General features: G+C 46.5%; 14 protein-coding genes. 8 read left to right on the plus strand and 6 right to left on the minus strand.

The features are described 5' to 3' along the window. Positions 1 to 12: 12 nt before the first annotated feature. The 5 genes from OCV11_RS21515 to OCV11_RS21535 all read right to left on the minus strand — a co-directional run bounded on the left by OCV11_RS21515 (position 13) and on the right by OCV11_RS21535 (position 5,664). Positions 13 to 594 carry a chemotaxis protein CheC gene (locus OCV11_RS21515; RefSeq protein WP_261896478.1) on the minus strand — a complete coding sequence of 194 codons (582 nt, stop codon included), beginning with the start codon at positions 592 to 594 and terminating at the stop codon, positions 13 to 15. Then, positions 591 to 956, minus strand: a complete 366-nt coding sequence (locus OCV11_RS21520; protein WP_261896479.1) for a response regulator — start codon at positions 954 to 956, stop codon at positions 591 to 593. The genes OCV11_RS21515 and OCV11_RS21520 overlap by 4 nt, the downstream gene beginning before the upstream one ends. 25 nt (positions 957 to 981) lie before the next feature. Next, the gene (locus OCV11_RS21525) at positions 982 to 2,115 is read right to left on the minus strand and encodes an HDOD domain-containing protein (RefSeq protein WP_261896480.1); all 1,134 of its coding nucleotides are present in this window, start codon (positions 2,113 to 2,115) and stop codon (positions 982 to 984) included. A gap of 480 nt (positions 2,116 to 2,595) precedes the next feature. Then, a complete protein-coding gene (locus tag OCV11_RS21530; RefSeq protein ID WP_261896481.1) occupies positions 2,596 to 3,915 on the minus strand; it encodes an amidohydrolase in 1,320 nt (439 codons plus the stop codon). Positions 3,916 to 4,128: 213 nt separating this feature from the next. After that, positions 4,129 to 5,664 carry an AbgT family transporter gene (locus OCV11_RS21535; RefSeq protein ID WP_261896482.1) on the minus strand — a complete coding sequence of 512 codons (1,536 nt, stop codon included), beginning with the start codon at positions 5,662 to 5,664 and terminating at the stop codon, positions 4,129 to 4,131. A 214-nt stretch (positions 5,665 to 5,878) separates the two neighbouring features. Between OCV11_RS21535 and OCV11_RS21540 the strand changes: the two genes are divergently transcribed. From OCV11_RS21540 to OCV11_RS21575, 8 genes are all read left to right on the plus strand, one after another. Further along, a complete protein-coding gene (locus OCV11_RS21540; RefSeq protein ID WP_261896483.1) occupies positions 5,879 to 6,814 on the plus strand; it encodes a LysR substrate-binding domain-containing protein in 936 nt (311 codons plus the stop codon). A 143-nt stretch (positions 6,815 to 6,957) separates the two neighbouring features. After that, a complete protein-coding gene (locus OCV11_RS21545; protein ID WP_261896484.1) occupies positions 6,958 to 7,107 on the plus strand; it encodes a ribosome modulation factor in 150 nt (49 codons plus the stop codon). A gap of 418 nt (positions 7,108 to 7,525) precedes the next feature. Next, positions 7,526 to 7,936, plus strand: coding sequence for a hypothetical protein (locus tag OCV11_RS21550; RefSeq protein ID WP_261896485.1), 411 nt, complete (start codon positions 7,526 to 7,528; stop codon positions 7,934 to 7,936). A gap of 463 nt (positions 7,937 to 8,399) precedes the next feature. Next, positions 8,400 to 9,983: an ABC transporter substrate-binding protein gene (locus OCV11_RS21555; RefSeq protein ID WP_261896486.1), complete on the plus strand. Its 1,584-nt coding sequence runs from the start codon at positions 8,400 to 8,402 to the stop codon at positions 9,981 to 9,983. Beyond that, entirely contained in the window at positions 9,983 to 11,038 is a 1,056-nt protein-coding gene (locus OCV11_RS21560; protein ID WP_261896487.1) for an ABC transporter permease, read from the plus strand. The genes OCV11_RS21555 and OCV11_RS21560 overlap by 1 nt, the downstream gene beginning before the upstream one ends. After that, positions 11,038 to 11,877 carry an ABC transporter permease gene (locus OCV11_RS21565; protein WP_261896488.1) on the plus strand — a complete coding sequence of 280 codons (840 nt, stop codon included), beginning with the start codon at positions 11,038 to 11,040 and terminating at the stop codon, positions 11,875 to 11,877. The genes OCV11_RS21560 and OCV11_RS21565 overlap by 1 nt, the downstream gene beginning before the upstream one ends. Further along, entirely contained in the window at positions 11,867 to 12,712 is an 846-nt protein-coding gene (locus OCV11_RS21570; RefSeq protein WP_261896489.1) for an ABC transporter ATP-binding protein, read from the plus strand. The genes OCV11_RS21565 and OCV11_RS21570 overlap by 11 nt, the downstream gene beginning before the upstream one ends. Beyond that, positions 12,699 to 13,382: an ABC transporter ATP-binding protein gene (locus tag OCV11_RS21575; protein WP_261896490.1), complete on the plus strand. Its 684-nt coding sequence runs from the start codon at positions 12,699 to 12,701 to the stop codon at positions 13,380 to 13,382. The genes OCV11_RS21570 and OCV11_RS21575 overlap by 14 nt, the downstream gene beginning before the upstream one ends. A gap of 104 nt (positions 13,383 to 13,486) precedes the next feature. Here the strand turns inward: OCV11_RS21575 and OCV11_RS21580 are convergent, their stop codons facing one another. Next, positions 13,487 to 15,409, minus strand: coding sequence for a sensor histidine kinase (locus tag OCV11_RS21580; protein WP_261896491.1), 1,923 nt, complete (start codon positions 15,407 to 15,409; stop codon positions 13,487 to 13,489). Between the last annotated feature and the right edge of the window lies 1 nt (position 15,410).

The raw sequence follows: 15,410 nt of genomic DNA on the forward strand, positions 1-15,410 counted from the left end.
TCCCTAGGCTGATTACAGCAATTCATCTAGCTGGACGAGCACTTGGTCAAGTCCGTTGTTGGCGAAGAAAATAATCGTTTTGGTTTCAAACTCGGCGGCTTCAATGATAAAAGCCACTTCCATCAAAATGGAGGTCTTCCACTCCGACAATGGACGAGCTTGCAGCGAGGGACGAAACAACACCGGCGGCTGAATTTTGATGTTGAGTTCAATTTGCTGACACAAACCTTTAAGGCTTGCACCACTCAAAATGTTAGAGATATCGAGTAAGCAATCATCAATAAACACCGTCGATAGCTCACTCACTTCGTCATGGGTCATATCTGAAGCGATCTGATTGCACCCTTTTTTCGATAACAGGGTCACCAGTTCACCAGACATGCCACCGTAAAACGATTGACGGGTGAAGTAGAAATCTGACTCGAGATGTTCAAGCTTATCGAGCTCTTCTTTAGAGGCGATTTTGATGTCCGGCACAGTTAAGGTCACATGCAGATCAAGTAGCCTTGCAAGTTTATCTGCAGCTTGCCCCATGGAGATGTTGAGCAGCTCTTTTAGGGTATCTTGATAGTCCGCATTTAATTCAAGCATCATAGTAAGCCCACCTCATGAAGTACTGTTTTTAATAAGTTGGTATCGAGTGGCTTTTTAAGGAATTTCACCGCACCCAGTTCATTTACCATGCGTTGCGATTCAGGTTGGATATCTGCACTGATCACAAAGACAAAATTGCGCGCATTTTCCTCTTTTAAAACAGAAAGAACTTCAAACCCATCCATCACTGGCATGGTTAAGTCCAAAAACATCACATCGGCCTGTCCAGCATGGTAACGCTCAATCGCTTCTTGGCCATTCGTTGCTTCAAACAACTCAATGTCCCAATCTTCGGGCAGTGCTCGCATCACAGCCTTTCGAGAGAGTTTTGAGTCGTCGCAGACGGTTACCGTTATTGCCATGCAGATCTCCTTGCAAATTGCTCAGCTAATTCAAAGTTAAGACTTCTTTAACGGAGTCGTTATATTGTTTTGGTATCGACTCTAAGAATTTTTTAAACTCTTCATCTCCACCTGCTTTAGCAATGTGCATAGCCAGAGCAAGGGACACACTATTTGTTACTTCGTTCTGGTTAAGATTAGTAAAAGAAAAGCTGATATTTAAAATGCTATCGGTGATTTTTTTCGAATATCCCCAAAGTGTTAAAACATAGACAGTGATAAGAATCACATCATCGTGCGACTCACACAGGTTGTGCTGACCAAAACAGAGCCCATTACCAGCGCCCGCTTCACTCAAAGTCAACGCACCGATAGAGATAAGCAGCGCCATGATAAAAGCGGACTCTTGTTCTTCCGAATCAAGGCCAGCTCTCTTCGCTAATGACTTAGCACTTTTAGCAATGGTCATAAACTCTTCCACCACATGGTCATGCTGCTTGACCCCAATGTTGGTAAAGCTTTTATGTCCAAGCATACACACCGCAACTGCTTCAACAATAATGCTGCCAAGGCGGCTTATCGCCACTTCGAGAAAGACGGTCGAGGTTTGGAAACCAAGATAGGCAGAATTAGCGAGTTGAATCACGCGCGCCGCTAATGCAGGCTCTTCACGCACCACATCGGCAAGCGATTTTAAATCGGCATCTTTGTTGCGCGCGATCGCTTGAATCTTTTTCACGACTTTCGGTAGCACAGGAATGTGCTCACAGGTATCACTGATTTTGGCTAAACAATCGGTACTAAACGGCGCTAAGTGCAGACGCTCTGCGCTGTCCAAAATCGCCGAAAAATCGCCTTCGGTAAACGGTTTAGGCAAAATAAAGTGGGCATAGTTACTGATGGTATCGGGTACGTCTTGATTGGTGTTACCCGTGATCAAACAACGAATCGCGTAGGGATAACGTTGTCTTACCTGCTCTAATAGCTTATCGCCATTGAGTCTTGGCATTAGTAGATCTGAGATGATCAGCGATGGTTCGGTAGAGAGATTTTCTTCCCACTTTAAAGGGTCATCTACCAATGTCATGGTCCATTCAGGACGAATCCGACGAAACATCCTTGCGGTTGCCTTTAGCATGAGCTGATCATCATCAACATATATGACATGCAATTTCGTCATGCTCGCGCTCCCAGTGTCTTTCCACAAATTGAGAATGAATCGAACCTCTATGATTTTGTAATTACACAAAATGTCGATTCTCTATTACCAATAAGCATAGTCGCTTTTTGGCCGTGCAAAGGGTTTGATGTGGTTTAATTGACTTAGATCGCTTACTTTTTACAACAGATAAAACAATTATTTTTCAATACGTTATTAACTCCATAATCCTTAAGAGTTGCACTATTGACGCAACCACTCAGTTTTTATACCAACATTTGTGATTGTGCTCACATCACGATATTGCATGCTATTCACCATTCGAATTCGAACAAAAAGCCAGCAGTGGTAATTGATTGATTCAATGAATTTATTGATGTTAGTTCAGCCAACGACAGCACGTTTAAAAGGGCGTTCAACACACCTTAGATATGAAAAAAGGCAGCTTAGCTGCCTTAATAGGAATGAGACTCTCGCCTCTATTTCGCGTCACTTTAGTGTTTAACGCTGCTCAGTAAACTCATTACCGTTGAGTGCCAATGTGGCCAAAAGGCGCACGGCATTAGTCATCACGTTTTCGTTAAAATCGAACTTATCGTTGTGGTGACCAGCGGCGAGTTCAGTACCAAAGATCATATAAGTAGCTAGGCCGCCATGCTGCTTTACTCGCTCCATAAAGTACGTCGCATCTTCTGAGCCAGCAGCGCCACCTAAACCGGAATGAACTTGTTTAAAGCAGCCTAACTGCTGCGCTTTAACACAGATAAACTCAACCCACTCTGGTGACGGCACACTCTGTTTCGCCGCACCAACCACATCAAGGTGGTATTCCACTTCGTACATGGCTGCCGCTCCCGCGACAATCGCTTGGCTACGACGGAACATAAAATCATTGATCTCGTTATTTTCCCCGCGGCACTCCACCTCAAGATGAGCATGCTGAGCGATAACGTTACGACCCGTACCTGCTTTGATCACCCCAACATTGATGCGTGATGCACCGCCACTGTGGCGACTGATGCCATGCAGGCCTAATGTGGCCTGCGCTGCGGCCAAAATCGCACTTTTCCCCTCTTCTGGATTACCACCAGCATGAGAAGGTCGACCATGAAATTCCACATTGAATTTGGTGGTCGCAAGGAAGTTTTCACTGCCGCACACCACTTCACCGGCTGGAACGCCAGTGCCAATATGAATCGCAGCAAAGAGATCCACATCGTCGACTACGCCAGCATCAGCCATTGAACGAGCGCCGCGAGTGCCCTCTTCTGCGGGTTGGAAAATCAGCTTCACTTTACCAATAAGCTGGTCACGGTTTTGCATTAAATAATGCGCTAAACCAAGACCGATCGAAGTGTGTCCATCATGACCACAAGCGTGGGTCATATTAGTGTTGATCGACTCGAAACCACACTCAGCAGGAGCATGCCCACAGGCGTGCGATTCTTGCAGATCAAGCGCATCCATATCGACGCGAACCCCGACTGTCGGTCCAGGTTTTCCAGAATCTAGAGTGGCAACAATGCCAGTAAAACCGCCGGAAAAATGGGGCATCCATTTAGCAATAGCGCCTTGTTCCAATGCGCGCTGCTCTTGTGCGGCTAGAACGTCTGCATTCGGCACACCCATTCGCGATTCTTCTTTAATTACATCACGTCCAAGTGCCAATTCATAACCCAGTTTATCGAGTTTATCAGCCACTAATGTAGAGGTGCGAAATTCGACCCAGCCTGATTCGGCGTGCTTGTGTAGATCACGCCGCCATTCAATCATCTGGTCGTTGAGTTGGGCTATTTGGGCTTCATTCAGTGGTGTAGACATACTATTCTCCAATTTTTTGAACGCTTTGGTGCAAAGCGTGACCCGATCTCCTCATTGATCGCTGTTATATCGTTCATGCTTACCATTATGGATATTCGATAAGCTAAACCTATGTCGGGTCACTATTTTGTTAGTCAGATCGCGATACACGCGTCTGTATTAAAATGCTTCCTATCAATGTGTTATGTCATTTTGTGGGTAGGCCACTCAGAGTTACATCATTGGGTAAATACCAGGGCCAATCGGCAAGCCGAGCGTGAAGAAAATCACGAGTAGCACTAACCATGATCCCAAAAACGCCAATGAGTAAGGCAACAACAACGCTATCATGGTGCCCATGCCGGCCTTCTTGTCGTACTCCTTCATCATCGATAAAATCACCACAAAATAGGGACTTAGTGGAGTAATGATGTTAGTAGACGAATCTGCCACACGGTACGCGACTTGGATAAAGGCGGGATGGTAACCAAGCTGCATAAACATTGGCACAAACACCGGGGCTTCTAATGCCCATTTAGCCGAGCCGCTAGGAATCAAGAAATTAAGCAATGCTGTAAATACGCAATAGCCTAAGATCACCGCTACCCCATCAAAATGAATATCACGTAAGAGATCTGCGCCATTGACTGCAATCCACGTGCCTAAATGGCTCCAGTTGAAGTAAGCGATAAACTGCGAACAGAAGAAAATCAGCACGATGTAGCTCGACATATCCGCTATTGCTTCAGACATGTACTTGGTCAAATCTTTACTGTTTTTAATTAGCCCCAAGGTCACCCCATAGGCAGTGCCTACAGCGACGAAGAAGAACAAAATGATGGGAATAATGCCGGATAAGAAAGGCGATGGAATCAGCCCACCTTGTGCATTTTGCAGTGGTGAATTTGGCCACAGGACAAAAGTGACAATCGCCGCAAGATACACAATAGCCGTAATACCGGCGTTACGCAGTGCACGACTCTCTAGCGCTGGCTCATGGTGAGTCATGGATTTGGTTTTGCCTTCGTATTTACCAAGGCGTGGCTCAACCACTTTTTCCGTAATCAGCACACCAACCGCAGTCAGCACAAACACGGATACGATATTGAAATACCAGTTATCGACTGGGGTGACATGCATGTTTGTCGAAACCGCTTTGGCCGCTTCAGTAGTAATACCAGAGAGCAACGCATCGGTTCCTGCAATCACTAAGTTGGCCGTAAAGCCTGCCCCTGCACTGGCAAAGCCAGCCATCAAACCGGCAATCGGATTACGCCCTACCGACATAAAGACCAGAGCAGCCAATGGAGGAAGCACCACCATGGAAGCATCCGAAGCGATGTTCATCATGATCCCAGCAAACACAACGGCTGTGGTAATAAGAGGCTTAGGCGCATTTAAAATGGTGCGTTTGACGACGCTTTCCAAAAGACCAACACGCTCAGCTAACCCAACACCAATCAGCATTGAGAGCACGAGGCCCAACGGCGCAAAACCGGTAAAGTTTTTCAGCATATTGGTGAAGATAAACACTATCCCTTCGCGAGAAAGCAAGCTACGAATCGGCAGCTCTTTACCTGTGGCAGGGTGAATCACCGATGCACCTTGTGCGGCAGCAATGACGGACGCCACAATCACCACGATGGCGAGAACAAAAAACAGCACAATCGGCTCAGGAAGTTTGTTCCCAACCGCTTCAATTTTACTAAATAGACGTACTGAGAGTGTCGGCCGCGCAGGCGTCTCCACTCGTGTAGGTGACGGCATCATGATCGAAAATCCTTTTTCAATGTAATCCTCCCCAACCATTCATCAATAAAAAAGATGAATTGATTGGACGCTTTCCAGTAATCTATGAGCAGGCGTTCGCTTGCACAAGATAACCAATGTTTTCGGGGAATAACCAACAGTTATCATTTAGCTCTGATTAGTACCCACATCCTGTAGGGATTTAACAACGCCACGGAAAAACAATAGGGAAATTATGTCTTTAAAACTCAATCAATTACGCGCTTTTGCAGAGATTGCAGAGTGCGGAAGTATTCATGCAGCCAGCCGCGCATTAGGGTTATCCCAACCGGCGGTCACTAAAGCGTTACGCGATTTAGAAGAGTCATTAGGAAACCAAGTGGTGATTCGCGGTAACCAAGGCATCACCTTGACCAAAGCGGGAGAGCATCTCCTGTCACACACCAATTTGATTCTTAGAGAACTGCTGCTGGCAGAAGAGTCGGTCAAGCAGTGCTTAGGCAATGAAGTGGGCTCAGTAAACATCGGCTTAGGTGCAAGTATCGCCTGTGAACTGATGCCAGAAGTGATCTGCAAATTTCGGCAACAGTACCCTAAGGTAAATGTCAAAATTCAAGAAGGACAGCTTGAGGCACACATTGATCAGCTGCGTCAGGGCAAGCTCGATTTTGTCATCAATACACTACAATCAAACCTTGAGTATCACGAGTTTACTAAACATAAATTGACCGAGATGCCGTTTAAAATCATCGCACGCAAGGGCCACCCCAAACTCAAGGCCAAAACCTTGGAAGAGCTGCAAGAGTGCGATTGGGTTATGCCGACCACCCGCAGCAGCTATCTCAATACGGTGTATGATATTTTGTCGCAAAATGGCCACGGTCTAAAACACGCCATCACCTGTGAGTCCTACCTTTCAACGCTCGCGATCATCACTCGTACCGATTGCATTGGTTTAGTATCCCATGCCGCCATCAAGCACTATACCTATTCCAACTTATTAGAAGAGATTGAACTGGAAACGCCTCTGCCGTGGGCGACCTATTATTTGCTGTGCCGAAAAGCCAGCCCACTGACCCCAATTGCCAACTACTTGGCTGAGCTGTTTCTCTATCAAGCACGTCCACTGTTTAAGGGCGTTAACCCTGAACTGCAAGAGAGATGTCGCTAGATTAGTCAGCACTCGGTCAATACACTGCCAAGTTTACGCGATCTTGGTCACATTCTGATCAAGATCAGCTTTCACTCTGCTATCACCCGTTACAATGCGCGCCTTGCTAAAAGTTTTAATCTCCGTAAAAGGTATTTAGTTTAATGAACACAGAACAAGAACAGGCGTTTAACGAAGGCTATTTGGCTTTTGGCGCAGGCATGACCGACACTGCAAATCCATACAAAGCTACTCAATTGAGCCAAACTTGGCGCGATGGTTGGTTTCAAGCCCAAGAAGATTTTGCTAACTAACATAGCGCTAGCCAAGATGTGACCAACACGGATATTGCCAAGCCAATAGCCATCACATCTTGAGCCAGCGCTTGCTTGCCTGCTTACTGCTGTTCTTGCAACAATAAGCGGCAAGTCCTCACCACTAAACCCGTTTGATTTTTTGATGGGAACATATTCGCCCCGTATCTATTCTTGGTTTTTCCGCGCCTTTCTTTACGCTTTCTGATCACCAAACGATAAATGTTCCACATAAGCAATAGGTTAAACGCAAAGCGCCTGTTATTAATCGTGCGTGGAACACTCTTTGCTTGCCTACACCACTAGCGTTCAATTATCGGCATTATTTACGGTGCAAGGCCTAGGCACATTGATAACCGCGCTTTTGTCGTTAATAGATCGCAGGCAATGATTGATTATCAGGTCAGGAGGAACATTTATGCTGGATTTACTTATCGACTCACTTCGCCAATACGCCCATGGCCGTCAGCAAGATGTGCGCAAAGGTTGCTATGATGCCCCCTACGCTGCCAAGCTCCTCACCACTTACGCGCAAAGCATGTTAAATGGTCTAGCTTTAATTGGGCAATGCCAATACAGCCAAGCCATTGAAGATGAGTGCCATATGCTCTATCGCCATTTAGGGCACGACCTAATACCGCTAATGCTTAGCCCCGCCACTCCAATGACTCAAGCTGTGACACCCTCTTCTCATATAACCGAACCCAAACCTGAACTCTCCGCACCCCAATCAATAATGACAACGAACATTCCACCATCTCACTTAGTGGCAGCCGCTGCACTGCATAAACTCAAGCAACCGAGTCGTAAAGCACGTCGCCCCAACTAAATTGCGCGTGTTCACCATGTTTATGCCTATGGTTTAGCGCTGTTTAATAAGTAAAATAAAGAAAATTTGTGTTGATTACCAAGTTGTTATCGTATGATGACACGATAGTGTGCGCCAGAAGATGCCAACGATTTCTCAACGTCATACGTTTGGTATCTTACGCCATGAGCTTCTATGTTATTTCAGAGCGAATTGCGCCAAGTTGGAGATTCACCACCAATGGCCTACGCATCGCGATTAATTATCTTTGTTGCATAACAAAATGTGTGTATTGATGAAATATCAGCCATAAAGAATAACAATTGACCTATGTTATTCTTTTCTGATACAAGTCAGATGTAATTGTAATATTGATTACATATTTGTGTGCTTGTTATCACAAAGTGAATGGGTTACCTTATTTTTATAACCCTATGGAATAACGCACCGTAGGAACAAATTCTAAACATTTAATGGAATGATAATGAAAACCAAAACTACTCTGTTGGCAGCCAGCCTAATGCTCAGCCTGGGTTTTGCACTTCCTTCATATGCAAAAACTCCCAATAACACCCTTGTGGTTGCTCAATCACTTGATGACATCACTAGCCTAGACCCTGCTCAAGGTTTTGAACTGTCTTCAGTGCAAAGCTTCAATAACTTGTACCAACGTTTGGTGCAATCCAATCCGGATAACCCAACCGAGTTGCAACCGACTCTAGCGGCGTCTTGGAAAGCAGAACAACACAGCCTCACCTTTACCCTTAAATCAGGCGCTGCATTTGCCAGCGGCAATCCAGTTCGCCCTGAAGATGTGATTTTCAGTCTTGGCCGTGTTGTGAAATTGAATCTTGCGCCTTCTTTCATTCTGACTCAGTTGGGTTGGGACAAAGATAACGTCGACACCTACATCACTAAAGTGTCTAAAGACCAAGTGAAAGTGTCATGGGATGCGGATGTGGGTCCTTCATTCGTATTGAGCCTACTTTCAGCGCCTGCTGCTTCTATCGTTGACGAAAAAAGCGTGATGGCGAATGAAAAAGACGGCGACCTTGGTCACGCATGGCTAAACGCAAACTCTGCAGGTAGCGGCCCATTCAAAATTAAGAAATACGTTCCGCACCAAATTCTGATGATGGAAGCCAATGCTACATCACCTGCTGGAGCGCCAAAACTGCAATATGTGCTGCTGAAAAACGTGCCAGATGCGGCAACGCGTCAGTTGCTGCTTGAGCAAGGCGATGCAGACCTAGTTCGTAACCTAGGTACTGACCAATACTTCTCGCTGCAAGGCAAAAAAGGGGTGAAAACCCTTAACCTGCCTTACGCGTCACTGTACTACTTGATGTTTAACGCAGAAAACGCAAGTAACCCAGATCTAGGTAAACCAGAATTCTGGCAAGCGGCTCGTTACGCGTTCGACTACAAAGGCATTGCCGACGACCTAATGCATGGTCAATTTGCAGTGCAACAAAACTTCCTGCCTGTGGGCTTTAACGGCGCATTAACCGATCAACCGTTTACTTACGATCCACAAAAAGCAGCGAAAATTCTAAAAGATGCTGGCATTAAAAACCCGCACTTTAAGTTGGTTGTATCAAACCAACCCCCTTACCTAGATATCGCGCAAGCATTGCAAGCTAGCTTTGCTAAAGCAGGCATCGATGTGGAACTGATCCCAGGCGTAAGTAGCCAGATCGCAACCGATGTAAAAGCGCACAAATACGAAGCGACCGTGACATCTTGGGGTCCAGACTACTTTGACCCACACACCAACGCTTCTGCCTTTGCTTACAACCCAGAAAACGGCAGTAAAACTGTGGCTTGGCGTGCAAACTGGCACATCCCAGCACTGAACAAGCTGACTCTTGAAGCACGTGCAGAAACCGATGGCGCAAAACGTACTAAGATCTACCAAGAGTTACAACGTGACGTTCGTGAATCATCACCTTTTGTGATCGGTCTACAGAACAAAAAATTGGTTGCTCTGCGTGATGATATCCAAGGCTACGTGCAAGGTATCACACCAGAAATGGTCTTCTATAAAAACGTATCTAAATCTGAATAATGACACAATCTAACCCATCATCCGGCGCATTGCGCCGGTTTTGGACAAGCCGCCTTCAGCCTTGGCTGAGCGGCTTTTTGTCCTTTCTAATGACTCTGTTTGGCTTGTTGGTTTTTACCTTCATTTTGTCGCGTGCCGCGCCCATCGACCCTGCCTTGCAGCTGGTTGGCGACCATGCCAGTGAAGCAACGTACCAACAAGCACGCCATCAGTTGGGGCTAGATCAGCCACTGCCGATGCAATTTCTTAATTACGTCAACCAGATGCTACACGGTGATCTCGGTGTTTCGCAAATCACCCAACAACCTGTGGTGAGCGATCTCGCAACTGCCTTTCCAGCAACGATTGAGCTCGCAACCGTAGCCATGTTCTTTGGCGCGCTATTTGGCATTTTGCTCGCCTCACTCGCGGTGTATAAACCGGGCAGTATTCTCGATCACGGCGCGCGTTTGATTTCTCTGCTCGGTTATTCTGTGCCGGTGTTTTGGCTTGGTCTTCTTGGGTTATTGCTGTTTTACGCAACCCTCCACTGGTCGGCAGGCCCTGGTCGTTTAGACGACATCTACACCTACACCATGGAATACAACAGTGGCTTTGTGCTGTTCGATGCCTTGCGCACGGGCGATACAGAAATTATGCTCAACGCGATTGGCCACCTGTGGCTGCCGGTTGCTGTATTAGCACTGCTTTCTATGGCATCGATCACTCGCCTGCTACGCGCAGTGATGCTCGAAGAGAGCAACAAAGAGTACGTTATTTTGGCTCAAGCCAAAGGTGCAACCCGCGCACGTATTCTGTTTTCCCATATTTTCCCTAACGTCCTTGGCACCTTAATCACCATCTTGGCACTCTCCTACGCAAGCTTGCTGGAAGGAGCGGTATTAACCGAAACGGTGTTTGCATGGCCCGGTTTAGGTCGCTACTTAACCAGCGCCCTATTTGCCTCTGATACCGCTGCGGTATTAGGCTCAACACTACTGATCGGTACCTGTTTTGTGACCCTTAATGCCATTGCCGATGCGTTGACTCGCTGGGTCGACCCGAGGACACGTTAATGACCATGAGATTAAAAAAATCGATCTGGCCGAAATGGCTTAACACATTCAATATTGGGCTATTCTTAGTGGCGCTTTTGGTACTAGTGGCGCTTTTCGCCCCAATGCTTACCCACTTTGATCCCAATGTACAAAACATTGCTGACCGCCTTGCTGCGCCCAGTGCCGAGCACCTTTTTGGCACTGACCGTTTTGGCCGTGACTTATACGCTCGTGTGCTTTATGGCGCACGCCCAACGCTCATTTTGGTCTCATTGGTGATCATCATTACGGTGCCGATCGGTCTATTAGTGGGTATTTGTGCCGGCTACTTTGGCGGTTGGACAGAACGTATTTTGATGCGTTTAACCGATATTGTCATGTCACTACCAAGTTTGGTTATCGCCTTGGCATTGGTTTCCATTTTAGGCCCTGGCCTAATGAATGGCGCACTAGCATTGGCCTTTACCAGTTGGCCCTCTTTTGCACGCCAAGCTCGAACTGAAACCTTAGCGCTACGTCGCAGTGATTATCTTGCCGCAGCAAAAATGCAAGGCATCGGTGGCTGGGGCTTGATTGTTGGTCATATTTTGCCTTTGTGTTTACCGAGTGCCATCGTGCGCGCCGCCCTTAATCTTGGCGGTATCATTTTGTCGGCAGCAGGTCTTGGCTTCCTTGGTATGGGGATTCAACCACCCGCAGCAGAATGGGGCTCAATGGTTGCCAGCGGTAGTCGCGTGATCTTCGACCAATGGTGGGTAGCTGCAGTGCCGGGCTTTGCCATTTTGTTCGCAAGCTTGGCGTTTAACCTGCTAGGCGATGGTTTACGAGATAAGATGGACCCACGTCATGCCAAATAATCAATTACTAATCGATATTCAAAAACTCAATATTGAGCTCGATAACGGGACGCGTTTGGTCAAAGACTTAAGCTTTAGCATGGGTCGTGAACGCGTGGCTTTGGTGGGCGAATCGGGTTCGGGTAAATCCTTAACCGCTCGCACCTTAATGGGCTTGTTACCCAGTGCGTGTATTCCTTCTGCTGAGCGTTTAGAGCTGCTAGGTCAACCGGTGTTAGAACTGAGCTCATCACAGTGGTGTCAACTGCGTGGGCAAGATGTGGCGATGGTGCTGCAAGATCCTAAATACGCGTTAAACCCTGCGCGAACTTTGGGTATGCAGGTGGAAGAGCCGCTGAAATTGCACCAGAAAATGGGCCGCAAAGAGCGCATCGAAAAAGTAGAAGAGATGTTTAACTCGGTGGGTCTACCAAACCCATCTACGCTGCGTCGCTGGTATCCGCATCAGCTCTCTGGTGGTATGGGTCAACGTGTGATGCTGGCAATGGCGCTGATCAACAACCCAAAACTGTTGATTGCCGACGAACCGACATCCGCCCTTGACCACGCCATGCGTGACCAAGTTTTGGAGCTTATCTACAACTTGGTAGAAGAGCGCGATATGGGCTTACTGCTGATCAGTCATGATTTGCAGCAAGTAGCGCAATTTAGTGAGCGTGTGTTGGTGATGTATCAAGGCAAATTGCTCGATGAACTACCCGCGAGCGAACTGGCGACATCCACTCACCCGTACACCCAAACCTTGTGGTCATGTCAGCCACATATGGACAAACGGGGCGCACCACTACCGGTGCTCGATCGCGAAGCTTTGGAGGAACCTCATGGCGATTCTTGAATTGAATCAGGTATCGGTGACCCATGTGCAGGGCCACCAACGTAATACCGTAGTACATAACGTTGATTTAAGCGTCAACCAAGGGGAATGTTTCGGTCTCGTAGGACCGTCCGGCTGTGGTAAGTCATCACTGCTTTGGGTTTTAGCAGGCCTTAATCCCCATTGGGAAGGTCAAATCACCATGCTTGATCAGCAACTTAAACCAGGACAAGCCTTTAAAGGCGACCTGCGCCGCGAAGTGCAAATGGTGTTTCAAGACCCTTATGCCTCTTTGCATCCAAAGCATCGTCTGCGTCGTACACTGGCTGAGCCTTTGAAAAAGTTTGGTATGAGCGACATTGATGACCGCATTGAGGAAGGCTTTAAACAGGTGGGATTAACCTCTGCCATGATTGACCGTTATCCACACCAACTTTCTGGTGGTCAACGTCAACGTGTGGCGATTGTGCGTGCCCTACTGCTTGAGCCTAAGTTGCTGCTGCTTGATGAGCCAACATCAGCGCTCGATATGTCGGTACAGGCAGAAATTCTCAATCTGCTTAACGAGTTAAAACGCCAACATCAGCTAACCATGATTCTGGTCAGTCACGATCCTAATACGGTGGATTACATGTGTGATGCAGCGGTGATGATGAAAGCGGGTCATATTGATCAGTACCGTCGTTACTAAAATCAACGCACTGATCTAAAACTGAGATAAAAACATAAGGCGAAGCGCGAGCTAACACTTGCACTTCGCCTTTCTCTTTTTACGCGGCTAATCTTGCGGCGCGGCTAATCTTCAGGCAAAGAGAGTTCTATTTTCTGTGGCATGCTGATGATAAACGTCGTGCCTTTATGCAACTGCGTTTCTACTTTGATGGTTCCTTGCAACGTACGGGTTACCCATTGATGAACAAAGTGCATTCCAAGCCCAGTGTTCCCTTGAGAACGGTTACTGGTGACAAAAGGTTCAAATATCTTACTGACCAAGTTCGATCCAATCCCTTTACCGTCATCCGCTACTTTCAATACCACCTGATTCTCAACAACATGCGCACTGATACTCAATTTGCCACCGATCTCTGGCACGAACGCATGGGTTATCGCATTCACCACTAAGTTTTGTAACACCTGCGAGAGAATGCCGGGAATACCAAGCATTTCAATAGGTTCGAGATCCAGCACCACATTGACACGCGCACCTTTTAAGCGGTGATGTAAGGTTTTCATCAAATCATCAATCACCTGATCCAGTTGGAATGGAACAATCTCTTCTGTTGCCCTATCAATGGCTAACCGTTTGAAACTCCTTACCAATTGAGCGGCCCGTTGCTGATTGGACTCGACAAGATCCAGCCCCGTTTTAGTTGATTCTATGTAACGTTGTAACGCCTCTTTCGTTAGGCCATTGACGAAAGATTCGTTAAGCAAATGGTGCTCTTTACGCATGGTGGAAGCGGCCATAATCGCCGCACCCAATGGGGTATTTAATTCGTGGGCAACACCAGCCACCATCATACCTAACGCCGATAACTTGCCTGATTCAATCAAATCTTCTTGCAGTAATTGCTGCTGTTTTAGCAGCGTTTTGGTCTCTTGCTCTGATTGCTCAAGCAGTACTTTATCGTCTGCAAGCTTCTGATTCACTTTGATTAACGTTGCGCCCATTTGTCGCTCACGATAGATAATCCAACTGCTGCAGATAAAAAGCAGCAAGCTCATCAGAATAGCGGGGATTGCGATGGTCCGCTGCTGCTCAGTAATGATCGCAGCAGGTGTTTTGGCAATAAAACAGAGATTGGCATTTTGAGTGCTTTGGTTGTAGCTAAAGCCTTGGGAAATATCCGCACATTTGTAAGTCACTAAACCCGATGTGCTGTCAATACGGCCAATATCCTCTTGTGGGTTAATGTCTGTCACTTGTATCTGATGCCAAATGTCAGGATGTATTAATTTAATGTTGTTCTCTCTATTACCTAAGTCTGCTCCCCATTCCAAGGACGGATTGGGGTTCATAATCCAATAACCGCGACGGTCGACGATTTCAAGTTGCACTTTCTCGTTATTAAATTTACGCAAAGAGTTGAGCAAAGAGCCAATATCGTAATTGAGGATGAATAAGCCCGGTTTCAAATCATCATTCACATCGCTACGGTAAGTGACGCGAATCGTTGGGCGATGAGGCACCTCAATTTTTCCGCGTTCAACATTGAGGTCCAGTGCAGACAGATAAACGTTACCTTTCGGTGATTGAATGCCTTCCGAAAAATAATAGCGATCTTTTTTATCTTGCAGATCCTTTACAGGTATCACCACAATTTGACTACCATTGCCATCCACCCGGACTTGCTCTTTGCCTTGGTCATCTAACCAACGTACCTGCATTAAAGGATCAAACGTTTTAATAAAGGAAACGAACGTCGCCTCTGCGAGCTTACGATTTAATGGTGAATGCTCCGCTAAAGATGACCTCATTGACGGAGAGTCATGTAATAGTTTGATGGTATCTTCCATACCTTTTATTTCATGACTAAATATCAATAGCGACTGAGTTACATCTTTTTGCTGTACTTGAACAATGCTGTCGATGTATTTATTAACGTTTATTTTGTAGACCATCCAGCCAAGAATAAAGCTCACCACCAGCGCCATAATAAACAGCATAAAGGTATAAATGCGCGTGTATGGTTTAGCTCTCATATCTACTTGCATCATT

Source organism: Vibrio porteresiae DSM 19223, from assembly GCF_024347055.1.
Classification (GTDB): domain Bacteria; phylum Pseudomonadota; class Gammaproteobacteria; order Enterobacterales; family Vibrionaceae; genus Vibrio; species Vibrio porteresiae.